Here is a 26090-nt window from a genome sequence, read left to right as displayed (position 1 = left end):
TATGGCTTCTTCGTCACCCGGCGATGTCGCGCAGTGCGACTTCACTCATGATGCGTTGCAACACCTGCTCGATGGACAACTCCGTGGAATCCAGCTGTATGGCATCGGCCGCCGGTTTGAGCGGGGCCACTGCGCGCTGGGTGTCACGCTCATCGCGTTTACGTATCTCATCTAGCAGACTCGACAGACTAACATCGTTGCCCGCAGCCTTCAACTGCAAGTAACGTCTGCGCGCACGTTCCTCGGCGCTGGCGGTCAGGAATACCTTGAGCGCCGCCTCGGGAAACACCACCGTGCCCATGTCGCGACCGTCGGCCACAAGGCCAGGCGCTTCTTGGAATGCGCGCTGGCGCTGCAACAGCGCGTCGCGCACCGCCGGCAGCGCCGCGACCAGGGATGCACCGGCACCGACCTGCTCGTTGCGGATGTCCTTGCTGACGTCGTCGCCTTCCAGAACGATGCGCTGCGGCTGCCCGTCGGCGGCAGCGATGAACTGCACGTCCAGGTGCGCAGCCATCACCATCAGCGAGGCTTCGTTGCTCAGGTCCACGCCGTGGTTGCGTGCCGCATAGGCCAGCAGTCGATACAGCGCACCGGAGTCGAGCAGTTTCCAGCCCAGGCGCTTGGCCAGGATACCGGCGATGGTGCCCTTGCCCGAGCCGCTTGGCCCATCGATGGTGATGACCGGCGCCTGGTTCACGACGCAACCTCTTCGGCCACGTTGATGCCGACCTGGGCGCAGAGGCCAAGGAAGTTGGGGAACGAAGTGGCGACGTTGGCGCAATCGTGGATGCGGATCGGCGCACTGGCGCGCAGGGACGCAACACTGAACGCCATGGCGATGCGATGATCGCCGTGACCGTGCACTTCGCCGCCGCCCATGGCCGGCACACCGTGACCGACGCCGTCGATGATGATGCCGTCCGCCGTGGGCTCGCATTTCACGCCCAACGCCTGCAGGCCGTCGGCCATGACCTGAATACGGTCGGACTCCTTCACCCGCAGCTCTTCGGCGCCGCGCAGTACGGTGCGGCCTTCGGCACAGGCCGCAGCGACGAACAGCACGGGAAATTCGTCGATGGCCAGCGGCACCAGTGCTTCGGGGATCTCGATGCCCTTGAGCCGGGCAGCTCGCACGTGCAGGTCGGCAACCGGCTCGCCACCGACTTCACGCTGATTCTCCAGGGTAATGTCGGCGCCCATCAGACGCAGGATATCGATCACACCCGTGCGCGTCGGGTTGATGCCCACGTGCTCCAGGGTCAGGTCCGAGCCTTCGGCGATCGAGGCGGCCACCAGGAAGAACGCCGACGAGGAGATGTCTCCTGGCACTTCGATATGGGTCGCCTTCAGCGTGTGGCCGGACTCGACCGACGCCCGCGGGCCATTGACGTCCACCGGGTAGCCGAAACCGCGCAGCATCCGCTCGGTGTGATCGCGGGTGGGGGCAGGCTCGGTGGTGGTGGTCTTGCCGTCGGCCCACAATCCGGCCAGCAACAGGCAGGATTTGACCTGCGCGGAAGCCATCGGCAGGGTGTAGTTCAAGCCTTTGAGGCGCTGCCCGCCACGGATGACCATCGGCGGGCGGCCCTCGGCAGCGGTCTCGATGACCGCGCCCATTTCCCGCAGGGGATTGGCAACGCGATTCATCGGCCGCTTGGACAGCGAGGCATCGCCGGTCAGCGTAGTGTCGAAGCTCTGCGCCGCGAGAATACCGGCGAGCAGGCGCATCGAAGTACCGGAGTTACCCAGGTAGATCGGCCCCGGCGGCGCCTGCAGGCCGTGCAGGCCGACGCCATGGATGGTCACGCGGCCCTGGTTCGGGCCCTCGATGACCACACCCATGTCGCGGAAGGCCTGCAAGGTCGCCAGGGCGTCCTCGCCTTCAAGGAAGCCTTCGACTTCGGTAGTGCCCTCGGCCAGCGAGCCGAGCATGATCGAACGGTGCGAAATGGATTTGTCGCCCGGTACGCGAATGCGGCCAGTGAGGCTGCCGCCGGGTTTGCCCAGGAAGATCAGGTCGTCGTTGGAGTTCATAGCGTCCACATAGGCCCGACGGGCCAAGATTTTACTGAAGTGCTCGCGGGCCACCTTGGCGCGTGTGAACACGCCCAACAGGTGATGCCCATCCCCTGCATCGACCGCGTCGCGCAGGGCGTCGAGATCGCTGCGAAAAATATCGAGTGTGCGCAATACGGCCTCGCGGTTGGCGAGGAAGATGTCGTGCCACATGACCGGGTCACTGCCGGCGATTCTTGTGAAATCGCGGAAACCGCCCGCAGCGTAGCGAAAGATTTCCAGGTTTTCACTGCGTTTGGCCAGCGAATCGACCAGACCGAACGCCAGCAAATGGGGCAAATGGCTGGTGGCGGCGAGCACCTCATCGTGGCGCTCGACCTGCATGTGCTCGACATCCGCGCCCAGGGCGCGCCACAGGCCGTCGACCTGGGCCAGCGCCTGGGGCGAGGTTTCGGCCAGCGGCGTGAGGATCACCTTGTGCCGCTTGAACAACTCGGCATTGGCCGCCTCCACCCCGCTCTGCTCGGAACCGGCGATCGGATGGCCCGGGACGAAGCGTGACAGATCACCGCCAAAGGCGTCGCGATAGGCTCGTACCACATTGCCCTTGGCACTGCCGACATCAGTGATCACCGCCTGGCCCAGATCGAGCCGCGCCAGTGCCGCCAGCAGTTTTTCCATGCCCAGAATCGGCACGGCCAGCTGGATCACGTCGGCGCCGACACAGGCACTGGCCAGATCCACTTCGCAACGGTCCACCACGCCCAGCTCGACGGCACGCTGACAGGAGCGCGGATCGAGATCGACCCCCACCACTTCATCGGCCAGGCCGCTTTGCTTGATGCCCTTGGCAAACGAGCCGCCGATCAGTCCCAACCCCACTACCACCAGGCGGCCTATTCTGGCAGCGCCCGGTTGCAATTGCGTGAAATCAGACACGAGCCAGCACCTGGCGCAACGCCTCCAGGAAGCGGCTGTTTTCTTCGGCCAGGCCGATAGTCACGCGCAAGTGATTGGGCATGCCATAGCCGGCCACCGGGCGCACGATCACACCTTCGCGCAGTAGCCCCTGAAACACCGGACCAGCATCGCGACCGACATCCACGGCAATGAAATTGCCCTTGGACGGGATCCACTGCAGCCCCAGCTCGGCGAACCCTTTCTCCAACTGCTGCATGCCTGCGCTGTTGAGTTCGCGGCTGCGTTGCAGATAGTCGGTATCGGTGAGCGCAGCGCAGGCCGCTGCCAGCGCCAGGCTGTTCACGTTGAATGGCTGGCGAATCCGGTTGAGCACATCGGCGATCACCGGCGAAGACAGACCATAACCCACTCGCAGTGCGGCCAGGCCGTAGGCCTTGGAGAACGTGCGCGACACCAAAAGGTTAGGGTAACGCGCCAGGTAATCCAGGCCGTCGGGCAGATCGCCACCCACGGCGTATTCGATATAGGCCTCGTCGAGCACCACGACGACGGTGGGTGGAACCGCGGCCAGGAAGTCTTCCAGGGCCTGCGGCCCGAACCAGGTGCCGGTCGGGTTGTTCGGGTTGGCCAGGAACACGATGCGCGTCTTGTCATCGATCGCCGCCAGCATCGCGGGCAGGTCATGGCCGAACTGCTTGGCCGGGATGACCCGCGCGCCGGCGTTCACCGCCTGCACGACAATCGGATAGACCGCGAAGGCATGTTCGCTGAACACCGCGTTCAAGCCCGGCGCCAGGTAGGCCCGAGCGACCAGCTCGAGAATATCGTTGGAGCCGTTGCCCAAAGTCACCTGGTCGATCTGTACGCGGCACTGCCGCGCCAGCTGGGTCTTGAGCTCGAAGCCGTTACCGTCTGGATAGCGCGTCAGCTCGGCCAGTTCGCGCTCGATGGCAGCTCGAGTCTTGGGACTTGCGCCCAACGGGTTCTCGTTGCTGGCCAGCTTGATGATACTGGCTGGATCCATGTCCAGCTCTCTGGCCAGCTCGTCCACCGGCTTGCCGGGAACGTACGGGGACAACTGCTGAATACCGGTCTGGGCCAGGGCAAGGAAATCGGTCATGCGTGCTAACCCTTCTGTTAAAGAACCGCTTTGGGGTACGAGCCCAGCACCTTGAGTGCTACGGCTTCCTGACTGATCTGTTCCAGCACGCCCTTGATCAACGGGTCGCGGTGGTGGCCGATGAAATCGATGAAGAACACGTAGGTCCACTTGCCGCTGCGCGACGGGCGTGTCTCGATGCGCGTGAGGTCGATGCCATTGTCGTGAAACGGCACCAGCAGCTCGTGCAGGGCGCCCGGGCGGTTGCTCATGGAGACGATGACCGAGGTCTTGTCGTCGCCGGTGGGCGGCACTTCCTGGTTGCCGATGATCAGAAACCGCGTGGCGTTGTCCGGGCGATCTTCGATCTTTTCGGCCAGGCGCTCCAGGCCGTACAGGCCGGCGGCCATGTCGCCGGCGATGGCGGCCGAATTCCATTCACCCTTGACCCGCTTGGCCGCTTCGGCGTTGCTGGCGACCGCGATGCGCTCGACGTTCGGGTAGTGTGCGTCCAGCCACTTGCGGCACTGCGCCAGCGACTGTGCGTGGGAATAGATGCGGGTAATGCTGTCGGTCTTGGTGTTGTCGCCGATCAGCAGGTGATGGTGAATGCGCAGCTCGACTTCGCCGCAGATCACCATGTCGTGTTCCAGGAAGCTGTCGAGGGTGTGATTCACCGCGCCTTCGGTGGAGTTCTCCACCGGCACCACGCCGAAATTCACAGCACCGGCGACCACTTCGCGGAACACTTCGTCGATCGCCGCCATGGGCTTGCTGATCACGGCGTGGCCGAAGTGCTTCATGGCGGCCGCTTGGGTGAAGGTGCCCTCGGGACCCAGGTAGGCCACCTTCAGCGGGTTCTCCAGGGCCAGGCAGGAAGACATGACCTCGCGGAACAGACGGGCCATTTCCTCGTTGCTCAACGGCCCCTTGTTGCGCTCCATGACACGCTTGAGCACTTGCGCCTCACGCTCGGGCCGGTAGAACACCGGCACCTCGCCTTCGGCCAGCGCGGCCATCTTGACCCGTGCGACTTCTTCGGCGCAGCGGGCGCGATCGCTGATCAGCTCGAGGATCTTTTCGTCGAGGCTGTCGATGCGGACCCGCAGGGCCTTGAGTTCATGTTCGGACATCAGCCGTTTTCCTTTTCGAACTCCGCCATGTAGTCGACCAGCGCTTCGATGGCGTCAAGGCCCAGGGCGTTGTAGATGGAGGCGCGCATGCCACCGACCGAACGGTGACCCTTGAGGTTGAGCAGACCGCGTGCGTCGGCACCGGCCAGGAAAGCCTTGTCCAGGCGCTCGTCGGCCAGGCGGAACGGTACGTTCATCCAGGACCGGGCGTCGAGCGAGATCGGGTTGCTGTAAAAGCCGCTGGCATCGATGAAACCGTACAGGCGGTCTTTCTTGGCGCGGTTGCGCGCCTCCATGGCCTGAACGCCGCCCTGCTCCTTGAGCCACTCGAACACCAGACCTGAGAGGTACCAGGAATAGGTGGCCGGGGTGTTGTACATCGAGCCGTTGTCGGCGGCGATCTTGTAGTCGAGCATGGTCGGGCAGGCACTGCGGGCCTTGCCCAGCAGGTCTTCGCGCACGATCACCACGACCAGGCCGCTGGGGCCGATGTTTTTCTGCGCGCCGGCGTAGATCAGGCCGAACCGGGAGACGTCGATGGGCCGCGAGAGGATGTCCGACGACATGTCGACGACCAGTGGCGTATCGCCGGTCTGCGGCACCCAGTCGAACTGCAAGCCGCCGATGGTTTCATTGGACGCGTAGTGAACGTAGGCCGCGCCAGGCGTCAGCGCCCACTGGTCCTGGCCGGGGATGGCCAGGTAGTCACAGGACTTGGCACTGGCAGCCACGTTGATGTTGCCGTAGCGACGTGCTTCCTCGATGGCCTTCTTCGACCAGATGCCGGTCTCGATGTAGTCCGCCGTGCCGTTCTCGGGAAGCAGGTTGAGCGGGATTTCGGCGAACTGCTGACTGGCCCCGCCCTGCAGGAACAGCACCTTGTAGTTGGACGGCACGCCAAGCAGGTCGCGCAGGTCTTGTTCGGCCTTCTCGGCGATGGCGGTGTAGTCCTCGCTGCGATGGCTCATCTCCATCACCGAAAGACCCTTGCCACGCCAGTTCAGCATTTCAGCCTGGGCGCGCTGCAGTACGGCTTCGGGAAGCGCAGCGGGGCCTGCGCAGAAGTTAAAGGCTCGATTGCTCACATCCACTCTCGCTCTGCTTGAATTCGGGGCTGACCCGGGTGTGCCGGAAATCGGCGGTGCGTGTTTCGCGGCCGATGACCGCTCCTACAGGGATTTTCGCCAACCTGTAGGAGCGGCCATTGGCCGCGAAGAATCCACCGCCCACTCCCCTGCCCTACAGCTTACTCCTCGGGCGCTTCGTCCGCGGCATCGGGCTCGACGTCACCCTGAGCCACTTCGGAATCGTCCAGCTCTACAGCTTCGATCCCTTCAGCGCCTTCAACACCTTCTTCCAGCTCATCATCCTCGACTTCCGATGGTTCCTGAACACGCTCCAGGCCCACCAGCTTCTCGTCGGTGATCAGCTTGATCAGGGTCACGCCCTGGGTGTTGCGGCCCAGACTGGACACTTCGCCGACGCGGGTACGCACCAGTGTGCCCTGGTCGGAAATGAGCATGATCTCCTCGCCTTCCTGGGACTGGATCGCACCGATCAGCTTGCCGTTGCGTTCCTTGGTGACCATGGCGATCACGCCCTGACCGCCGCGACCGCGACGAGGGAACTTGCTCAGCGGCGTGCGCTTGCCGAAGCCGCGTTCCGAAGCGGTAAGGATCTGCGCGCCGGACTCGGGGATCAGCATGGAAATCAGCTGCTGGCCCTTGCCCAGGCGCATGCCGCGGATACCGCGAGCGCCACGGCCCATCTGACGCACGACGCCTTCGGCGAAGCGGATCACCTTGCCGGCATCGGAGAACAGCATGACTTCCTTGGCGCCGTCGGTGATGGCGGCGGCGATCAAGGTGTCGCCTTCCTTGAGTTTCAGGGCGATCAGGCCGCTGGAACGAGGACGAGCGAACTGCGCCAGCGGGGTCTTCTTGACGGTACCGAACGCGGTGGCCATGAAGATGTAGGCGCCGGTCGGCTCGGCCACCAGCTCGGCGGTGTCGCCGTCTTCGCCTTCAGCCGCCTCGACGACTTCCTCTGGCTCGACGATCTCGCCTTCGAGCACGGTGTCGTCGGCGTCGTCCAGCTCTTCGTCGGCACCGGCGGTGGCCTGCAGGGCCTCGAGGTCGATCTGCAGCATGGTGGTGATGTACTCGCCATCATCCAGCGGCAGCAGGTTGACCAGCGGACGGCCACGGGCCGCGCGGGAGGCCTCGGGAATTTCGTAGGTCTTGAGCCAGTACACCTTGCCCTTGCTGGAGAACAGCAGCAGCGTGGCGTGGCTGTTGGCGACCAGCAGGTGCGAGATGTAGTCCTCGTCCTTGACGCCGGTGGCCGACTTGCCCTTGCCGCCACGGCGCTGGGCCTGGTAGGAGGACAGCGGCTGGGTCTTGGCGTAGCCGCTGTGGGAGATGGTCACCACGCGCTCCTCTTCCGGGATCATGTCACCCAGGGTGAGGTCCAGACGCGAATCGAGGATCTCGGTGCGGCGCACGTCGCCGTATTCGGCGCGGATCAGCTCCAGCTCCTCGCGGATCACTTCCATCAGGCGCTCGGCGCTGTTGAGGATGCGGATCAGCTCGGCGATCTGGTTGAGGATCTCCTGGTACTCGGCCAGCAGCTTCTCGTGCTCCAGGCCGGTCAGGCGGTGCAGGCGCAACTCGAGGATGGCCTGGGCCTGTTCCGGCGAGAGGAAATACTTGCCGTCGCGCAGGCCGTACTGCGGATCGAGGTTTTCCGGACGCGACGACTCGGCACCGGCGCGCTCGACCATGGCCACCACCGCGCTGGATTCCCACGGCGTGCTGATCAGCGCTTCCTTGGCTTCGGACGGCGTCGGCGAGGCCTTGATCAGGGCGATGACCGGATCGATGTTGGACAGCGCGACCGCCTGGCCTTCGAGAATGTGCCCGCGCTCACGCGCCTTGCGCAGCTCGAACACGGTGCGACGGGTGACGACTTCGCGACGGTGGCGAACGAAGGCCTCGAGCAGGTCCTTGAGGTTGAGGATGCGCGGACGGTTGTCGATCAGGGCGACGATGTTGATACCGAACACCGCCTGCAGCTGGGTCTGTGCATAGAGGTTGTTGAGGATCACCTCCGGCACTTCACCGCGGCGCAGCTCAATGACGATCCGCATGCCGTCCTTGTCGGACTCGTCGCGCAGCTCGGAGATGCCTTCGAGCTTCTTCTCCTTCACCAGCTCGGCGATCTTCTCGATCAGGCGGGCCTTGTTCAACTGGTACGGCAATTCGGTGACGACGATCTGCTGGCGACCACCGACCTTGTCGATGTCCTCGACGTGCGAACGGGCGCGCATGTAGATGCGGCCACGACCGGTACGGTAAGCCTCGATGATGCCCTGGCGACCGTTGATGATCGCGGCGGTGGGGAAATCCGGGCCGGGAATGAACTGCATCAGCTCATCGATGGTGACGTCCGGGTTGTCGATGACCGCCAGGCAGCCGTCGAGCACTTCCCCCAGGTTGTGCGGCGGGATGTTGGTCGCCATGCCCACGGCGATACCGCTGGAACCATTCACCAGCAGGTTGGGAATGCGCGTCGGCATGACTGCCGGGATCAGCTCGGTGCCATCGTAGTTGGGCACCCAGTCGACGGTTTCCTTGTGCAGGTCGGCCAGCAGCTCGTGGGCCAACTTGGTCATGCGCACCTCGGTGTAACGCATGGCCGCGGCGTTGTCGCCGTCAACGGAACCGAAGTTGCCCTGGCCATCGACCAGCAGGTAGCGCAGGGAAAACGGCTGGGCCATGCGCACGATGGTGTCGTAGACCGCGGTATCACCGTGCGGGTGGTACTTACCGATCACGTCACCGACCACACGGGCCGATTTCTTGTAGGGTTTGTTCCAATCGTTGCCCAGCTCACTCATCGCAAACAGAACGCGGCGATGCACGGGCTTCAAGCCGTCACGTGCATCAGGCAGTGCACGACCGACGATCACGCTCATGGCGTAGTCGAGGTAGGACTGTCTCAGCTCGTCTTCGATATTGACCGGGAGGATTTCTTTGGCCAGTTCGCCCATGAGAAGCCTGATTCCTTTTTCTGGTGAAACTCCGTTGCCTCCCTGTGAGAAGAACGAAGCTTGCCGCCGCTGGCAGATGCCAACGGCGACTTACGACAAATCAACGAGTTACGCCTCGGACCTACGGCGCTGGGGGCACACCTCGATGCACCCCTGAAAACCGCTGGATGTTAGCACAATCGCCGTCAGACACCTATCCCCTTAAACCCTGACAGGACCCTTGATCGAGTCGTATCGAGCCTCTGGCATGGCACTGCGGCGCTTGCAGACCTGGCGGGGTACGAAAAACGAGCGTTTTGCCACCGTGGCGAGCTCAATGCAGCCGTCGACGACACATCAGTTGCGCGAGCTTGGCCGCGTCGGGCCGCTCGACGATACCTTTTTCGGTGACGATCACGTCGATGAGGTCGGCCGGTGTCACGTCATGGATTGGGTTGAACGCCTCGACATCGGCGCCGATGCGCGTCCCGGCCACGTCCAGCAATTGACGGGCATCGCGCTCGAGCAGGGGAATGTCGTCGCCGCTTTCCAGGGCCATGTCGATCGCCGCGCTGGTGGCCACCACCATGAAGCGAACCCCGTGGTGCATCGCACCGACTGCCAGCTGATAAGTGCCGATGGGCGCTGCGATATCGCCGTTGGCGGCAATCCGCTCGGCGCCGACGATCACCCAGGTGATGCCCTTGCTTTTCATCAGGTGCGCCGCTGCCGAGTCGGCCGTCACGGTCAACGGCACGCCCTCGCGGGACAGCTCCCAGGCGGCCAGGCGCGAACCCTGCAGGGCCGGGCGGGTTTCGCCGACATAGACGCGTTCGAGCATGCCTTCGTGGAACGCCCCACGCACCACTCCGAGCGCGGTACCGAAGCCGCCGCTGGCCAGGGCGCCGGCATTGGCGTGGGTCAGCACGGTCTGCAGGTTGCCCTGGTGCCGACGGATCAATTCCACACCCAATTGGGCCATGGTCAGATTGGCTTCGCGATCGCTCTGGTGAATGGCCAGGGCCTCGGCTTCGAGCGCGGGCAGTGGGTCTTCGTCGGCTCGCACACGGCCCAGGCGTTCGCGCATGCGTTCCAGCGCCCAGGACAGGTTCGCCGTGGCCGGGCGGAGTGCGGCCAGCATGCGCAGGTCTTCGTCGAGGCCGTGGCGCCAGTCGGCACCGGTCGCGCGATGCAGGCGGGCTGCGAGCACCACTGCATAGGCTGCGCAGATGGCAACGGCCGAGGCACCGAGCACGAGCCCGGAACGAATCGCACCGGCCACACCGGGGGCATCGACGAAAGCCTGCCAGACTTCCTGCGCAGGAAGCGCGCGCTGGTCGATCAGGTGCAACGCGTCACCTCGCCAATCAACGGCTTTGACCCGTTCCGCCGCCAACAATCGATCACGCATGCCCCACTCCGTACTCAGACGCCAAAAGCGGCCGATTATAGCGAGCCCCCGCCCAAGACGCTCGGGTATACTTCGCCATCACCTGCCGAAGCCCCGGAACTTGCCATGCCCGACGTCGATACCGCCCTGGACCTGCTCCTGCTGCCCACCTGGCTGGTACCGGTCGAGCCCGCGGGTGTCGTGCTTCAGGACCATGCCCTGGGTATCCGGGACGGCCAGATCGCCTTCATTGGCCCGCGCAGTGCTGCCGCCCGCTTGCAGGCGAGGGAAATCCGCGAACTACCGGGCCAGTTGCTCGCACCGGGGTTGATCAATGCCCACGGGCACGCAGCGATGACCCTGTTCCGCGGCCTGGCCGACGATCTGCCGCTGATGACCTGGCTCGAACAACACATCTGGCCCGCCGAAGCCCGCTGGGTCAGCGAGGCGTTCGTGCGCGACGGCACCGATCTGGCGATCGCCGAACAACTGCAAGGCGGCATCACCTGTTTTTCGGACATGTACTTCTATCCCGAAGTGGCCGCCGAGCGCGTGCATGCCAGCGGCATGCGTGCGCAGGTGACGGTGCCGGTGCTCAACTTCCCCATCCCCGGCGCGCGGGATGCCGACGAGGCGCTGCACAAGGGCGTCGAGCTGTTCAACGACCTCAAGCACCACCCCCGCGTGAGCATCGCCTTTGGCCCCCATGCGCCCTACACGGTCAGCGACGAAAACCTGCACAAGATCCGCGTGCTGGCGGACGAACTGGACGCCGCCATCCACATGCACGTCCATGAAACCGCAGGTGAAGTGAGCGATGCCCTGCAGCAGAGCGGCGAGCGCCCCCTGGCCAGGCTCGCCCGCCTCGGCCTGCTGGGCCCGCGCTTCCAGGCAGTGCACATGACGCAGGTAGATGACGCCGACCTTGCCCTGCTGCTGGAAAGCAACAGCAACGTCGTGCACTGCCCGCTGTCCAACCTCAAGCTGGCCAGTGGCTTCTGCCCGGTGGAGAAACTCTGGCTGGCTGGCGTCAACGTAGCCGTGGGCACCGACGGCGCCGCCAGCAACAACAGCCTCGACCTGCTCGGCGACACGCGCACCGCGGCGCTGCTGGCCAAGGCCGTCGCCGGTTCGGCGACCGCCCTGGATGCGCACCGCGCGTTGCGCATGGCAACCCTCAATGGCGCTCGCGCTCTGGGTATGGAAGCGCATGTTGGCTCGCTGGAAGTGGGCAAGGCGGCGGACCTGGCGTCCTTCGACCTGTCCAGGCTGGCCCAGCAGCCGGTGTACGACCCGGTATCGCAACTGATCTACGCCGGCGGCCGTGAATGCGTCCGCCACGTCTGGGTCGCGGGCAGGCAACTGCTCGACGAGGGCCGCCTGACGCGCCTGGACGAAACTTCGCTGCGCGACAAGGCCAGCGCCTGGGGTGAACGCATTGCCGCAGAGCGGTAATGGTTCCCCGGCCCGGCACTACCGAATTCAAGAATCACATCGTTTAGAGGACACCCAATGAGCAACGTCGACCACGCTGAAATCGCCAAGTTCGAAGCCCTGGCGCACCGCTGGTGGGACCGCAACAGCGAGTTCAAGCCGCTGCACGACATCAACCCGCTGCGCGTCAACTGGATCGACGAGCGGGTCAACCTGGCCGGCAAGCAGGTACTGGACGTCGGTTGCGGCGGCGGCATCCTCAGCGAAGCCATGGCCCTGCGCGGCGCCAAGGTCACCGGCATCGACATGGGCGAGGCGCCGCTGGCGGTCGCCCGCCTGCACCAGCTCGAATCCGGTGTGGAGGTGGAATACCGCCAGATCACTGCCGAGGCCCTTTCGGCCGAGTGCCCGCAGCAGTTCGACGTGGTCACCTGCCTGGAGATGCTTGAGCACGTGCCGGACCCTTCGTCGGTCATCCGCGCCTGTTTCCGCATGGTCAAGCCCGGCGGCCAGGTGTTCTTCTCGACCATCAACCGCAACCCCAAGGCCTACCTGTTCGCGATCATCGGCGCCGAATACATCATGAAGCTGCTGCCACGCGGCACCCACGACTTCAAGAAATTCATCCGCCCGTCCGAACTCGGCGCCTGGAGCCGCGAAGCCGGCTTGAACGTCAAGGACATCATCGGCCTGACCTACAACCCGCTGACCAAGCACTACAAGCTAGCGGCGGACGTCGACGTCAACTACATGATCCAGACCCTACGCGAGGAATGAGCATGCGCCTGCGAGCGGTACTCTTCGACATGGACGGCACGTTGCTCGACACCGCGCCGGACTTCATCGCCATCTGCCAGGCCATGCGCGCTGCGCGCGACCTGCCGCCCATCGACGAGCAACGGGTTCGCGACGTGATCTCTGGTGGCGCCAAGGCGATGGTCCAGGCCTCGTTCGACGTGCCGGCCGAGACCGAGCAATTTGAAGCATTGCGCCTGGAGTTTCTCGAGCGTTACCAACAAGGCTGCGCGGTCCACAGCCATTTGTACGAAGGCATGGCGCAACTGCTCGACGACATCGAGCAGGCCAACCTGATCTGGGGCGTGGTGACCAACAAGCCACTGCGCTTCGCCGAGCCGATCATGCAGCAGCTGGGGCTGGCCCAGCGCTCGGCACTGCTCATCTGCCCCGACCACGTGACGCGCAGCAAGCCGGACCCCGAACCGCTGCGCCTGGCCTGCAGCACGCTTGGCCTGGACCCGGCCAGCGTGCTGTTCGTCGGCGACGACCTGCGCGACATCGCGTCGGGCCGCGACGCCGGGACCAAGACCGCTGCGGTGCGCTACGGCTACATCCACCCCGACGACAATCCCGATCACTGGGGCGCCGATGTGGTGGTGGATCACCCGTCGGATCTGCGCCGCGTGCTGGATCAAGCCCTCTGCAGCTGCTGAGCCAACTCATTATCCGGGAGATCCCATGTTCGATTACTCAGCCCGCCCCGACCTGCTGGCCGGGCGCGTCATCCTGGTCACCGGTGCCGGCCGCGGCATCGGCGCCGCCGCCGCGAAAACCTACGCAGCCCATGGTGCCACCGTGTTGCTGCTGGGCAAGACCGAATCCAACCTCACGGCTGTCTATGACGAAATCGAAGCAGCCGGGCATGCCCAGCCGGTGGTCATCGCATTCGACCTGCAAAGCGCGCACACCGAGCAGTATGCGCAGCTGGCGCAGATGATCGAGACCACGTTCGGCCGTCTCGACGGCCTGCTGCACAACGCTTCGATCATTGGCCCGCGGACGCCGCTCGACGTGCTGCCCGACGACGAATTCGTCCAGGTGATGCAGGTCAATGTGAATGCCACTTTCATGCTGACTCGTGCCCTGCTGCCCTTGCTCAAGCAAGCGGCGGATGGCTCGGTGGTGTTCACCTCCAGCAGCGTCGGTCGCAAGGGCCGTGCGCACTGGGGTGCCTATGGCGTATCGAAGTTCGCCACCGAGGGCTTGATGCAGACCCTGGCGGACGAGCTGGAAGGCGTCAGCGCCGCGCGCTCCAACAGCATCAACCCTGGCGCGACGCGTACCGCCATGCGCGCGCAGGCGTACCCGGCCGAGGAACCGAGCCGCAACCCGCTGCCCGAGCACATCATGCCGGTGTACTTGTATCTGATGGGACCCGACAGTGCCGGGATCAACGGCCAGGCGTTCGACGCCCAGTGAAAGGTGTCCTCAGGGCGGGCGCCAACCGTTGTGACGACCGGCCAGCCAGCCTGTCGCGCAACATTGGTGCCGCCTGAGGCGATCCTGCTAGTGCTGCGTCAGAGCAGCACTGTGTTGCCAACCACTAACCGGCTTCACGCCACGACCCTGTTGTCCAGGGTCGTGGTGCGCTGCTGCTCGAGCGCCATGCAACGCTCGAGAAACAGGAACATGAAGTCGTAGCTTTTGCAGATGGCGTTGCGCAGCTCGGTCTGCTGCGCTTCGGTAGCGTGGTTGCCGATCAGCGTGCAGATGATTTCCAGGGCTTCCCATGGATGCTCATCGTCGTACTGGGCGTGCAGGCTCAACCAGCGCATGGCGCGCTTGCGGTTCTGCTCGGGGAATGCCTGGGCGTAGGTGTCGTCAGCGCACACGACTGCCGACCACTCGCCGGTTGCACCCTCGATGGCATAGTTGGTGGCCGCCATGGCGACCGCCAGCGAGTCGGTGGCACAGCTCTGCCAGCACCAATGGCTGAGCGCATGCAGCTCGGCCGGCACGTCTTGGGCGATGAGGTCCTGAAGGCTGACGCCATGCGCCTGGCTCCAGTGCACCCAGTAATCGGCATGGTTGAGCTCGACGCGGATATTGCGCATCAGCCAGCGCCGCGCCATGTCCTCGCCCGGATGCCGGGCAAAGCGCGTCTTGGTCAGGTTCTGCGCCATGTACAGCGAGAACTGCTCCACCACCGGCCAGCCGCCGATCAGGTAGTGGCGCATGGTGCGCGAGCTCAGCTGATTGTCGCGCATTCGTGCATAGACCTCATGCTCGACGACCCGCCGCTTGTTAGGCGCGCAGTCTTCGATGAGTTTCTGCGCCCACTCGGGATAACTCTTTGCGTCCATCAGCGGACCCAGTCGAATAAAAGGATCGTTCACTGGCAAACCTCCATTTAATTAAGTGAAGAACAGCGGCAAATTGCCCTTATCGGAAAGTGTCGGGAACGCCAAATCGCAATGGCCGCAGCCTGCCCAGGTGCCGGCGCAGACTGTCACAGGTGAACACCTGCGGTCGCTCGATCAAATAGCCTTGTGCGTAGTCGACACCAATTTCCAGCAAGGCCTGTTCTATCAAAGGCGTCTCGACAAACTCGGCAATGGTGCGCTTGCCCATGACATGGCCAATATGGTTGATCACTTCCACCATCGCCCGATTGATCGGGTCGTCCAACATATCTTTAACGAAGCTGCCATCGATTTTCAAATAATCGACGGGTAAATGTTTCAAATAGGCAAAAGAAGACATACCGGCACAGAAGTCGTCGAGGGCAAAGTGACACCCTAAGCCCTTCAATTCATTGATAAAGCGGATAGCGCTGCCCAGATTTGCAATCGCGCTGGTCTCGGTGATCTCGAAACATATCAGTTCTGCCGGAATTGCATAGAGGCTAAATTGCTCGCGGAGGAACTCAAGGAACTCCTCATCACCGATGCTGATCCCCGACAGGTTGATGGCGCACACCGCCAAGGGCCCCTGGTCGGGTTGGTCAAGGGTCTGGCGCACCACCTTGAACACATTCTGCACGACCCAGCGGTCCAGGGCGGTCATCAGGCCATAGCGCTCGGCGGCTGGGATGAACACCTCGGGCATGATGATGCGCCCGGTTTCATCGCTCAGGCGCAGGAGAATCTCGATATGCCCACCGGGAGGACCGTCCTGGATGCTCAGCGCGGCAATTTCCTGAGCGTACAGGCAGAACCGGTTCTCTTCCAAGGCCATGTGCAGGCGCTGAACCCACGCCATTTCGTCGACCCGCACGGTCAGCTCGCTATCAGCCGTGTGGTAGACCTGAACTCGGTTGCGGCCGCGTTCCTTGGCCAGGTAGCAGGCCATGTCGGCGGCACGCATCGAGGCTTCGAGGGTGATCGGGGCCTGGGTCAGGTGAACCATGCCGACGCTCACGGTGGTCACGAAGGGGCGCCCCTTCCACACGAAATGCAGGTTCTGTACGGTCTGGCGCAGGGTTTCGGCAAGTTTTTCCGACTCGGTCGTCGAGCAGTTCTCGATGAGGATGCCGAATTCGTCGCCACCCAGGCGCGCCAGGGTATCGCCCTCACGCAGCCCGGATTGCAACACCGCACAGATGTGACGAAGCAGCTCGTCGCCGGCGGCATGGCCACAGGTGTCGTTGACCAGTTTGAACTGGTCCAGGTCCAGGAACATCAGCGAGTGGCAGCCTGGGTAGCGCTGCAACGCCGTAAGTGCCTGTTCGAGGCGGAACTCGAACTCGCGGCGGTTGGCCAGGCCGGTCAGCGCGTCATGGGTCGCCTGCCACGACAGGTTGGCGATGTACTGGCGTTCCTGGGTCATGTCGTGCAGCACCAGCACGGTTCCGCTGATGTGCTGGTCGGTCTGGATGGGGGCACCCACCAGCGTCACCGAGACCGTGCTGCCGTCCAGGCGCTGGATCAATTTCGCGTGTTCGCTGCCGCCACGCAGGTCGCCACTGACGATGTGGTCGATGAGGGTGAAGCTGTCTTTCTCCGCGTTCTCGTCGAGCAGATTGAACAACGCCGCCAGGGGCAGCCCCATGGCCTGGTCGGCACTCCAGTGGGTCAGGCGTTCGGCGGCCGGGTTCATGTAGAGGATCGCGCCTTCGACATCGGTGGTGATCACGCCGTCGCCGATCGACGCCAGGGTCACCTGGGCGCGGTCCTTTTCCAGTTGCAGGGCGTAGGCGAAGGCGTGGCGCTGATTGAGCAGCTTGCGCGTGCGCCACAGGGCCAGGACGATCAACAGCAGCGCGACCAGCAGGTTGCTCACCACCAGCAGGTACTGGACCGCCCGCGAGCCCTCCCCCAACGCCGCGCTGAAAGCCATGGCTGCCGGCGTGACGGCGTCGTTGATGAGCATGATCTGGTGCTTCCAGCGGGCCATGTCCGCTTCGGTTGCGGTGCCGGCCTGCTGCGCGGCGTGCATGCGCTGCGCCAGTTCGTCGAGCTGGACCAGGTAGGTGTCACCGGTCTTCCACAGCGCAATGGCCCTGGACATGTAGCTGACATCACTGAAATGACGGTACAGCCAGACGATGTTCTGCATGTCGTCGGGGTGGTTGTTGCCCTTCAGAATGCCCGCCCGAGCCGCTGCCAGATCCGGCTCGGGCCGGTCGAGGGCCAGGCGCAGCTGATGCCCGCCCTGGGGAATGGCGATGGCGCGCAGGTATTTCTGGAAGACCTCTTCGTCCCGGCTGTCGGCGTACAGGTTGAGGTAGTAGATCGCGTCTTTCTGGCCCTTGGACCAGAAGCTTTCGCCCGCGACATAGCTGCGCACTGCGGACAGTGCGTAAAGGCTGATGCAACCCAGCATTGCCATCAACCCCACGACGGCGATGAATGGCCAGACAATCCCCAGTAATCTCGGTGTATCGAGAGTCTGTGTGTGCTTCATGAGGTTCCTTGCTTCAGCATCCAGGCAACGTCCAAGTCAGAACTTCAATCGCCACTGGCACACTCTAGGCTAGTTTCGGAAAGGACCGGCACAGTTTTTTTTCGGTGCTCGGCCTTTTTTTTCGTGGCGCATGCGCCGCCAGGTGCGAACTCAAACCTGTTGCAGATAACCGTACAGACGCGCATACAGCCCGCCCTCCGCGATGAGTTGCTGATGGTCGCCATCTTCGGCGATTCGGCCGCCGTCGAACACCAGTACGCGGTCGGCCTGCTTCACCGCAGACAGCCGGTGGGCAATGATCAATGTAGTGCGCCCTCGCAAGAATCGCGCTAGGGCTTGATGCAAGTTGTACTCGGTGGCCGCATCGAGGGCCGAGGTGGCCTCGTCGAGGATGACGACCTTGGGCTCGGCGAGCACCATGCGCGCGATCGCCAGGCGCTGCCGCTGGCCACCGGAAAGACGCACGCCCGAGCGGCCGACGACGCTGTCCAGCCCCTGCGGCAAATCCCGCACGGTGCTGTCCAGCTGGGCGATCTGCAAGGCATTCCAGCACGCCTGGTCGCTGGCCTCGCGCCCCATGGTCAGGTTGGCGCGAAGGGTATCGTTGAACAGCGACGGATGCTGCAGCACCACGGCGACGTTATCGCGCAGCGTCTCCAGGCCTATGGCCTGCTGCAGCGTACCGCCGAAGCGCACCTCCCCGGCCTGCGCGGTATAGAGCCCGAGCAGCAACTGCACCAAAGTGCTTTTGCCACCCCCACTGGCGCCGACGATGGCAACCTTTTCGCCAGCCGCGATGCTCAGGTCGAGGCGGTCGAGCACCTTGTCTTCGACATAGGCGAAGCTCAGGCCACGAATATCGATGCCTACGGTCTCGCGGTCGTGGAACGGATCGCTACCACCTGGATACCTGGGTTCATCGGCACGGGCGAGCAATTCATTAATCCGATTGAGGGCGGCGCCTGCGGCGTAGTAGGCATATTGCAGGTTCAGCAGCTGTTCCACTGGGGTGATCATGAACCAGAGGTAACTGAACACGGCCAGCATCTGGCCGATGCTCAGGTCGGAGAACAGCACCGTGAGCATCGCTGCGGCGCGAAAGATGTCGATGCCGAACTGGAACAGCAGCGCACTGGCACGGCCCGATGCGTCGCTCTTCCACATGGAGGCGACGGCGAAGTCGCGGACCTCGCGGGCACGCAGACCAAGGCGCCCCAGGAAATAGCCCTGACGATTGCTGGCGCGCACTTCCTGAATGGCGTCCAGGGTTTCGCTGAGCGCCTGGGTGAAGCGTGCCGTACTGTCGTTCTCGAGTTTTTTCAGGTGTTTGACACGCTTGCCCAACAGCACCGTGGCGTACACCACCAGAGGGTTGAACAGCAGGATCAACAGGGCCAGTTTCCAGTGCATCCACATCAGGATGCCGGCAGTCCCGGCCAGGGTCAGTATGGCCACCAGGAAACGGCTGAGGGTTTCGCCGACGAATTTGTCGAGGGTGTCCAGGTCGGTGACCAGATGGGTCGTGACGGTCCCGCTGCCCAGGCTTTCGTATTCACTCAGCGAAATGCGCTTGAGCCGCTCGATCAGGCGCAGGCGCAACCGATAGACCACGTCCTTGGCCAGCCCGGCGAACAACCGCGCCTGCACGACGTTGAACAGCAACGCGCCACAACGCAGGGTGAGACTGACCACCAGCATGAGGCCGATGAATCCCACGGGGACTTGCCAGCCCGCCGGCAGCACGTGGCTCATCCAGCGCGTGGCACTGCCGACGTGCCCTAGCAGCACTTCATCGACCAGCAGCGGCAACAGCAACGGGATCGGCACGCTGCACAGGGTCGCCAGTACGGCAACGCCGTTGGCGGTCCACAGCGTACGCTTGTGTTGCAAGGCCAGCCGGCGGATTTCGGCCCAGCTCAGTCGGTCGGACGACACTGCGCCCTGCGAAGCTGCTTCACCGGTCGCGCCGGGTCGGTCATGCATCGGCGGCTCGTTCCAGCCAGCGTGCCAGCAACGGTGCAAGCTCGGGAAGCGGCCGGTAGCCATTAGTGAGCAAGGCCAACTGCCCGTCGCGCTCGGCGAGCAAGGTCGGGAAGCCGGCGATACCCAGCCCCTGCGCCCAGGCGAAATCCGCCTGGGTGGTCTGCACCCTGCGGTCACTGTCGAATGCCTCGACGAACTCGATGCGCGGCACCCCTGCCTGCTCGGCCAGGACAGCCAGTGCCGCCGGTTGGGTCACGTCAAGGCAGCGGGTATAGAACGCCTGCTGGATCAGCTTGACCAGCGGCCAGGCCATATCGGGTGCCAGCTCGCGTACCGCTACGATGGCGCGGCACGCAGGCTCGGTGTCATAGACGAAGCCTGCCGGCAATGCGCCTTCGAACTCGAAAGGTTGGCCAGTGGCATCGTGCACCGCGTGCCAGTGCTCGAGAATGTAGTCGCGGGTAGTGGGCTCCAGCGCCGCACCGCCGCTGCGCAGGCCGCCGACCACGATGTGGGTGTGCACCCCTGCCGCCTCGGCCTGATCGATCAGAGCCTGGGCCACGGGCGCGAAGCCCCAGCACCAGGAGCACATCGGGTCCATCACGTAGATCAGGCGTTTGCGCGACATTAACTCAGTCCTGAGCGGCTTTGCGATAATTGTGGCCGATAGGGTGCGGCAGATTGCGCGCGCGAGCCAGTTCGATCTGCTTCTGACGATCAATGGCGCTCTTGCGGGTCTTTTCGCTCAGGCTGTTCCAGCAATGGGGGCAACTGACGCCGGGCACGTAGTGCTCGCTGGCACGGTCCTGGGCACTGATCGGCGTGCGGCAGGCGTGGCACTGGTCGTAGTCGCCCTCGCTCAGGTCGTGGCGCACCGTGACCCGGTTGTCGAAGACGAAGCAGTCACCTTCCCATTTGCTTTCCTGCTGGGGCACCTGCTCCAGGTACTTGAGAATGCCACCCTTGAGGTGATAGACCTCGTCGAAGCCTTCGCCGAGCATGTAGCTGGAGGCTTTTTCGCAGCGAATGCCGCCGGTGCAGAACATGGCGACCTTCTTGTGCACCGCTGGGTCGAAATGGGCCTTGATGTAATCGGGAAACTCGCGGAACGAGGCTGTCTTGGGGTCGACTGCGCCTTGAAAGGTGCCGATGGCGACTTCGTAGTCATTGCGGGTGTCGATGAGCAGGACTTCAGGGTCGTCGAGCAACGCGTTCCAGTCCTGCGGCTCGACGTAGGTCCCAACCGTGCGATTGGGGTCCACGCCGGCAACGCCGAGGGTGACGATTTCCTTCTTCAGCTTGACCTTGGTGCGATAGAACGGCTGTTCGTCGCAATACGATTCCTTGTGGTCGATGTCGTCCATGCGCGGATCGAGCTTGAGCCAGGCCAGTAGCCCGTCGATGCCTTCGCGTGTGCCGGAGACCGTGCCGTTGATGCCTTCCTCGGCGATCAGCAGGGTGCCCTTGATGCCGTTGTCGAGCATGGCCTGCAACAGGGGCTCACGCATTTCGACGTAGTTTTCCAGGGTGACGAACTTGTAAAGTGCCGCCACGACGATTGATTGGGTCATGGGTAAAACGCTCCAGGTGGTCGACCGCGCAAGGGCCGGACCGGATTTTCAGGGGGCTTCGGTCTTCGAGAATCGAGATTTCAAGAACTCATGATTTCAAGAGCTCAAATAAAAACCCGCCAGCGGCATGCCGCTGGCGGGTTGTGGATTCTAGCAAAATCCCTGACTCAGTGCCCACCGCCTGCGCAGGTCGGCGACGCTGGCGCAGCACCGACCTGAGCCCATTCCTGGGGCGTGTAGGTGTGCAGCGCGAGGGCATGGAACTCACCCATCAGCTCGCCGAGCGTGCCATACACCAACTGGTGGCGCTTGACGCTGTTGAGGCCGGCGAAGCGCTCGCTGACCAACACCGCCTTGTAATGGGTCTCGGTACCGCGACTGTGCATATGACTTTCGTCCAACACCTGCAAATGCTCGGGTTGCAGCATCTGCAGCGTGGAAACGATGCGTTCCTTCATCGACATTAGCGGCGACTCCGTTACGGCTTCGCAGGCTTGGCCGGACCGGCGGCAGCCTTGGCCGCGCCTTGAGGGTCGAGCTCCTTGGTCATGTCAGCCAACAGCTTGTTGACCACCGGAACTGCGCTTTCCAGCTTCTGCTGGGTGAGCTGCGCAGATTGCTGGGTCACGGCCGGCATTTTTTCCAGGACTTTCTTGCCCAACGGCGACTGGTAGAACTTGACCAGGTCCTTGAGCTCCTGCTCGGAGAAATTGGTAGTGTACAGCTTGATCATGTCGGGCTTGAGCTTCGGCCAGCCGATGGCCTGATCCAGGGCGGCGTTGGCCTTGGCCTGATAGGTTTCCAGAGTGGCTTGCTTGCTGGCTGGTGCCTTGGTCTGCTCGAAACGCTGAGCGAACATTTGCTGCACCTGCATGTACACCGGCGTCCCGAGTTTGTCCGCATGAGCCATCATCAGGAAGGCGTCAGCGCTGGCGTTATGGCTGGCAGTGTCGGCAAGTACCTGGCCACTGGCGCAGACGAGAACAGCCGCGGTGCAGATGGCGCGAAAACGAGTCATCGAGTTTCCTTATCTAGCAGGCGAGGTAGAACCCCAGAAACGATCATTCTGCGCTCAAGCGCGTGCCTCTCTCAACCCCAGGCTACGAACGGCAGGCGCAGTTTCATGGAACCTGAAGCCCGGTATGCACCCTAACAGCCAGAGCCGCCGATGAACTGCAGCCAAACCCGCACGTGCATCTTCAGGGTGTGACGCGAGACCGACAACAAGGAGCATGAACAGCATGAGTCGTATCGAAACAGACAGCCTGGGACCGGTCGAAGTTCCTGAAGAGGCCTACTGGGGCGCCCAGACCCAACGCTCGCTGGTGAACTTCGCCATCGGCGAGGAGCGCATGCCACTGCCGGTTTCGCACGCCCTGGCTTTGGTCAAGAAGGCTGCCGCGCGGGTCAATGATCGCAATGGCGATTTGCCGGCCGACATCGCTCGTCTGATCGAGCAGGCCGCCAACGAAGTGCTCGCTGGCGAACACGATGATCAGTTCCCCCTGGTCGTGTGGCAGACCGGCAGCGGTACCCAGAGCAACATGAACGTCAACGAAGTGATTGCCGGACGCGCCAACGAGCTGGCCGGCAAGGGCCGCGGCGGCAAGTCGCCGGTGCATCCCAACGATCACGTCAACCGTTCGCAGAGCTCCAACGATTGCTTCCCTACCGCCATGCACATCGCCGCCGTACAAGCTGTACAAGCCGACTTGCTGCCGGCGATCGCTGTGCTCGCCGAGGGACTGGCTGAACTGGCCGGGCGGCACATGCACCTGGTCAAGACCGGTCGCACGCACATGATGGATGCCACGCCGATCACCTTCGGCCAGGAAGTCTCGGCCTACGTGGCGCAACTCGACTATGCGCAGAAGGCTATTCGCAGTGCCCTGCCCGCCGTGTGCGAGCTGGCCCAGGGCGGCACTGCGGTGGGGACCGGGCTCAATGCTCCGAAGGGCTTCGGCGAAGCGATCGCCGCCGAGCTGGCAGCGCTTTCCGGACTGCCGTTCGTCACCGCGCCGAACAAGTTCGCAGCGTTGGCCGGCCATGAACCCCTGACCAGCCTGTCGGGTTCTCTTAAGACACTGGCCGTGGCCTTGATGAAGCTGGCCAACGATTTCCGCCTGCTCGGTTCCGGTCCGCGTGCCGGCATTGCCGAAATCAAGCTGCCCGCCAACGAGCCGGGCAGTTCGATCATGCCGGGCAAGGTCAATCCGACCCAATGCGAAGCGCTGTCCATGCTGGCCTGTCAGGTGATGGGCAATGACGTGGTGATCGGTATCGCTGCCAGTCAGGGCCACCTGCAGTTGAACGTATACAAGCCGGTGATCATTCATAACCTGCTGCAGTCCATCAAGCTGCTCGCCGATGGCTGTCGCAACTTTCAGGAGCACTGCGTGGCTGGCCTGGTACCGGATGCGCAACAAATGGGTGAGCACCTGGAGCGCGGCCTGATGCTGGTGACAGCCCTCAACCCGCACATCGGCTACGATAAAGCCGCCGAGATCGCCAAGAAGGCCTACGCTGAGGGCTTGACCCTGCGCGAGTCTGCGCTGTCTCTGGGCTACTTGAGCGAAGCCGAGTTCGACCAGTGGGTACGACCCGAAGAAATGCTTTAAGCTCTTGCCGCCAGCGTTATCGTGCGGCAACGATGGCGCTGGTCGTGGGCTTACCCGATCCACTACAGAGATTCATTTCTACACAGGATGCACATCATGTTTGGCAAGCGTGCCCAGGACCTCGTTGAAACCACGCACTTTCGTGCCGAACGCTTCAGCACGGTCAATGGCTTCTATTTCTTCAGCACGCGGGAAAACACCCTCGAAGGCCCGTTCGCGACCCGTGAAGAAGCCGAACGGGAAAGCCGGGCGTACGTCTCCCGCGTGTCCGGGCGCAAATCGTACCGTTAGTTCAGGGCTTGACAGCAGGGTTGTGCACGGCGACCCGACGCACTGGCTGCTCCAGTACGGCCACCTTGGCAGGTGTGAAGATGGGCGACAGTCTTCCCGTGGCGTGCATCTGTTGCATCAGCGTGGTGAACTCCTCGGCCGTGATCGGCGCGCCGGGACGTACCAGCGCGTAGTGCCGATAGATCTGGTCCACGCGTTGCGAGACCAGCAGCTGCGCGCCAACGTCCGGGTTGTTGGCCACGAAATCGGCAAGGAACGAGCGCGTGACCATCGCGATGTCGGCCCGCTTGCGAACCACCATCATCAGGTTGCTTTCGTGCGAATAGGTCAGCACGGCATTGAAACGGCGCAGCAGGTATTGCGGATTGGCGTCGAAATCCGCGAAGGCGTAGTGGTAGCCATAGAACAGCGCCATCCGCTTGCCCGTGAGATCGGCAAAAACGTCCTGGTCGTTACCTTCCTTGAGCGCCACGAACACTTCGGCATCCTCGAGGCCCAGATCGACGGCACGATGCTTGATGCGCTGCCACCCCCATAGCGGGTTCTCGAAGATCGCCATGTCGACCCTGCCCCGCTCGAAGTCCTGATAACGCCGGGCGATCGAAGTGGGCACCATGACGAAATGCCAGGTGGTCTGCGCCTGGTTGAGCTGCTCGATCAGCATCGGCAGCAGGCCTTCGTTGCGGCCCTGCTCAGGGTGCACGACGTAGGGCGGAAAATGGGCCGCGCCGATGCGCACTTCCTGGGCTGCCTGGCCGCCCAGTGCCCACAGGGCCAGGCCAGCCAGCAACATGCGTGGCAGGGCCGCCTTAACATAACCGTACTTCAAGGCAGAGAACCCCCACCAGCCGTTTTGCGAAGCACGTACGCTAGGGCTTTTCCATCGGGCTGACAACTGCTAAACCATGTACCCGCGTCGGACACCCTTGCCCTCCTCCACAGCCGGCTGAGCCGAGCCGCTCTGTCACGCGGTCGCCGGGATATCGGAACTCTTTGCGCCGGGTTAGGCTCTAGCCTCTAAGCGCATGTGCCTGGGAGCCTGGTATGCCGCATTGGCTGGTCATCGACCTGGAGGCCACCACCGACGACGGAGGTTGGCCGGTCACTGAAATGGAAATCATCGAGATCGGCGCAAGCCTGGTCAACCGCGACGCAAGCGAGGTCGACCACTTCCAGCGTTTCGTCAAACCGCTGCGACGCCCCAGCCTGACGCCTTTTTGCCGAGCGCTGACCCACATCGGCCAAGCGGACGTGGATGCCGCGGCGGGCCTGACCCAGGTCTGGAAAGATTTCGAGCAATGGCTGTCGCCGTACCGGGGGCAACTGCAGGGATGGGTCAGCTGGGGCGATTACGACCGCCTGCAGCTGTTGCAGGACTGGCAACGGCACAACCTGGAGAGCGTGCTGGCACGAGTGCCTCACATCAACCTCAAGCAACGCTTCGCCAAGGCCCGTCAGCTGCCACGACCGCTTGCCTTGACCAGCGCACTGCAACTGGCCGGCCTGCAGTTCAGCGGCCAGCAGCACCGGGCGCTGGAAGATGCGCGCAATACCGCGCGCCTGCTGCCCATGGTGCTGGCGCCGTAAAGCGGATGACGGCCTGCCGGGGGTTGGGCATACTGGCCAGCCATTTCCATCCCTTCGCAAGGAACCGCCTCATGTTCAAGGTCAACGAGTACTTCGACGGCACCGTCAAGTCCATTGCTTTTGCCGATGCCGACGGCCCAGCCACCATTGGTGTCATGGCGCCGGGCGAGTATGAGTTCGGTACGGCCCAGAGCGAGATCATGCACGTGGTCTCTGGCGCCTTGAAGGTCAAGCTGCCCGATGCCAGCGAGTGGGAAACCTTCACCGCCGGCAGTCGCTTCAACGTGCCCGCCAACAGCAAGTTTCAGCTGGTCGTGGACGTGGAAACCGCGTACCTCTGCCAATACCGCTGACAGTTCCGGCCCCCAGCT

At 63.4% G+C, this 26090-nt stretch carries 23 protein-coding genes; 8 read left to right on the top strand and 15 right to left on the bottom strand.

What is annotated here, in order from left to right; genetic code table 11:
- Positions 1-13: 13 nt before the first annotated feature.
- The 7 genes from cmk to mtnA all read right to left on the bottom strand — a co-directional run bounded on the left by cmk (position 14) and on the right by mtnA (position 10613).
- On the bottom strand, positions 14-700 hold the full coding sequence (gene cmk / locus LT40_RS06165) for a (d)CMP kinase (protein WP_043187727.1): 687 nt from the start codon (positions 698-700) through the stop codon (positions 14-16).
- On the bottom strand, positions 697-2958 hold the full coding sequence (locus tag LT40_RS06160) for a bifunctional prephenate dehydrogenase/3-phosphoshikimate 1-carboxyvinyltransferase (protein ID WP_420329674.1): 2262 nt from the start codon (positions 2956-2958) through the stop codon (positions 697-699). The genes cmk and LT40_RS06160 overlap by 4 nt, the downstream gene beginning before the upstream one ends.
- Complete coding sequence (gene hisC / locus LT40_RS06155; protein WP_043187725.1) at positions 2951-4060, bottom strand: histidinol-phosphate transaminase; 1110 nt, start codon at positions 4058-4060, stop codon at positions 2951-2953. The genes LT40_RS06160 and hisC overlap by 8 nt, the downstream gene beginning before the upstream one ends.
- Positions 4061-4077: 17 nt before the next feature.
- A complete protein-coding gene (gene pheA, locus LT40_RS06150) occupies positions 4078-5172 on the bottom strand; it encodes a prephenate dehydratase (protein WP_043187723.1) in 1095 nt (364 codons plus the stop codon).
- Positions 5172-6257, bottom strand: coding sequence for a 3-phosphoserine/phosphohydroxythreonine transaminase (serC, locus tag LT40_RS06145; protein WP_043193347.1), 1086 nt, complete (start codon positions 6255-6257; stop codon positions 5172-5174). The genes pheA and serC overlap by 1 nt, the downstream gene beginning before the upstream one ends.
- A 161-nt stretch (positions 6258-6418) precedes the next feature.
- On the bottom strand, positions 6419-9223 hold the full coding sequence (gene gyrA / locus LT40_RS06140; RefSeq protein ID WP_043187721.1) for a DNA gyrase subunit A: 2805 nt from the start codon (positions 9221-9223) through the stop codon (positions 6419-6421).
- Between the two features lie 313 nt (positions 9224-9536).
- A complete protein-coding gene (gene mtnA, locus LT40_RS06135) occupies positions 9537-10613 on the bottom strand; it encodes an S-methyl-5-thioribose-1-phosphate isomerase (protein ID WP_043187719.1) in 1077 nt (358 codons plus the stop codon).
- A gap of 105 nt (positions 10614-10718) precedes the next feature.
- On the opposite strand from mtnA, the gene LT40_RS06130 reads away from it, so the two are divergent.
- Genes LT40_RS06130 through LT40_RS06115 form a run of 4 tightly spaced genes read left to right on the top strand, consistent with a single transcriptional unit; the run spans position 10719 to position 14243 of the window.
- A complete protein-coding gene (locus tag LT40_RS06130; RefSeq protein ID WP_043187718.1) occupies positions 10719-12047 on the top strand; it encodes a TRZ/ATZ family hydrolase in 1329 nt (442 codons plus the stop codon).
- Between the two features lie 57 nt (positions 12048-12104).
- On the top strand, positions 12105-12803 hold the full coding sequence (gene ubiG / locus LT40_RS06125) for a bifunctional 2-polyprenyl-6-hydroxyphenol methylase/3-demethylubiquinol 3-O-methyltransferase UbiG (protein ID WP_043187716.1): 699 nt from the start codon (positions 12105-12107) through the stop codon (positions 12801-12803).
- A gap of 2 nt (positions 12804-12805) precedes the next feature.
- Positions 12806-13477, top strand: coding sequence for an N-acetylmuramic acid 6-phosphate phosphatase MupP (gene mupP, locus LT40_RS06120; protein ID WP_043187713.1), 672 nt, complete (start codon positions 12806-12808; stop codon positions 13475-13477).
- A 25-nt stretch (positions 13478-13502) separates the two neighbouring features.
- Positions 13503-14243 carry a YciK family oxidoreductase gene (locus LT40_RS06115; protein ID WP_043187708.1) on the top strand — a complete coding sequence of 247 codons (741 nt, stop codon included), beginning with the start codon at positions 13503-13505 and terminating at the stop codon, positions 14241-14243.
- A gap of 134 nt (positions 14244-14377) precedes the next feature.
- On the opposite strand, the gene LT40_RS06110 is transcribed toward LT40_RS06115, so the two are convergent.
- The 7 genes from LT40_RS06110 to LT40_RS06080 form a co-directional block, all read right to left on the bottom strand.
- On the bottom strand, positions 14378-15160 hold the full coding sequence (locus LT40_RS06110) for an iron-containing redox enzyme family protein (protein WP_043187704.1): 783 nt from the start codon (positions 15158-15160) through the stop codon (positions 14378-14380).
- Positions 15161-15206: 46 nt separating this feature from the next.
- Positions 15207-17669 (bottom strand): EAL domain-containing protein, encoded by a 2463-nt coding sequence (locus LT40_RS06105; RefSeq protein WP_043187701.1) that lies wholly within the window; start codon positions 17667-17669, stop codon positions 15207-15209.
- A gap of 150 nt (positions 17670-17819) precedes the next feature.
- Positions 17820-19652, bottom strand: coding sequence for an ABC transporter ATP-binding protein (locus LT40_RS06100; RefSeq protein ID WP_052393265.1), 1833 nt, complete (start codon positions 19650-19652; stop codon positions 17820-17822).
- Entirely contained in the window at positions 19645-20280 is a 636-nt protein-coding gene (locus LT40_RS06095) for a DsbA family protein (protein ID WP_043187698.1), read from the bottom strand. Before LT40_RS06095 ends, LT40_RS06100 begins: the two co-directional genes overlap by 8 nt.
- Before the next feature lie 4 nt (positions 20281-20284).
- Positions 20285-21223, bottom strand: a complete 939-nt coding sequence (gene trhO / locus LT40_RS06090; protein ID WP_043187694.1) for an oxygen-dependent tRNA uridine(34) hydroxylase TrhO — start codon at positions 21221-21223, stop codon at positions 20285-20287.
- Between the two features lie 167 nt (positions 21224-21390).
- On the bottom strand, positions 21391-21687 hold the full coding sequence (locus tag LT40_RS06085; protein WP_043187691.1) for a BolA family protein: 297 nt from the start codon (positions 21685-21687) through the stop codon (positions 21391-21393).
- 14 nt (positions 21688-21701) lie between these two features.
- Positions 21702-22241, bottom strand: a complete 540-nt coding sequence (locus tag LT40_RS06080; protein WP_043187688.1) for a DUF2059 domain-containing protein — start codon at positions 22239-22241, stop codon at positions 21702-21704.
- A gap of 223 nt (positions 22242-22464) precedes the next feature.
- Between LT40_RS06080 and LT40_RS06075 the strand changes: the two genes are divergently transcribed.
- The gene (locus tag LT40_RS06075) at positions 22465-23841 is read left to right on the top strand and encodes a class II fumarate hydratase (protein WP_043193344.1); all 1377 of its coding nucleotides are present in this window, start codon (positions 22465-22467) and stop codon (positions 23839-23841) included.
- Positions 23842-23937: 96 nt separating this feature from the next.
- Complete coding sequence (locus tag LT40_RS06070) at positions 23938-24132, top strand: DUF6316 family protein (protein ID WP_043187686.1); 195 nt, start codon at positions 23938-23940, stop codon at positions 24130-24132.
- A gap of 1 nt (position 24133) precedes the next feature.
- Here LT40_RS06070 and LT40_RS06065 read toward each other — a convergent pair whose 3' ends face one another.
- Positions 24134-24925 (bottom strand): substrate-binding periplasmic protein, encoded by a 792-nt coding sequence (locus LT40_RS06065; RefSeq protein ID WP_043187683.1) that lies wholly within the window; start codon positions 24923-24925, stop codon positions 24134-24136.
- Between the two features lie 251 nt (positions 24926-25176).
- Here LT40_RS06065 and LT40_RS06060 point away from each other — a divergent pair, with 251 nt between their 5' ends.
- Both LT40_RS06060 and ppnP read left to right on the top strand, forming a co-directional pair.
- Positions 25177-25719, top strand: a complete 543-nt coding sequence (locus tag LT40_RS06060; protein ID WP_043187680.1) for a 3'-5' exonuclease — start codon at positions 25177-25179, stop codon at positions 25717-25719.
- A gap of 71 nt (positions 25720-25790) precedes the next feature.
- On the top strand, positions 25791-26072 hold the full coding sequence (gene ppnP, locus LT40_RS06055) for a pyrimidine/purine nucleoside phosphorylase (protein WP_043187677.1): 282 nt from the start codon (positions 25791-25793) through the stop codon (positions 26070-26072).
- The last annotated feature ends 18 nt before the right edge of the window (positions 26073-26090 follow it).

This window comes from Pseudomonas rhizosphaerae, assembly GCF_000761155.1.
Lineage (GTDB): Bacteria > Pseudomonadota > Gammaproteobacteria > Pseudomonadales > Pseudomonadaceae > Aquipseudomonas > Aquipseudomonas rhizosphaerae.
The sequence above is the reverse complement of the archived record's forward strand: the minus strand, read 5'-3'. Positions and strand labels throughout refer to the sequence as shown.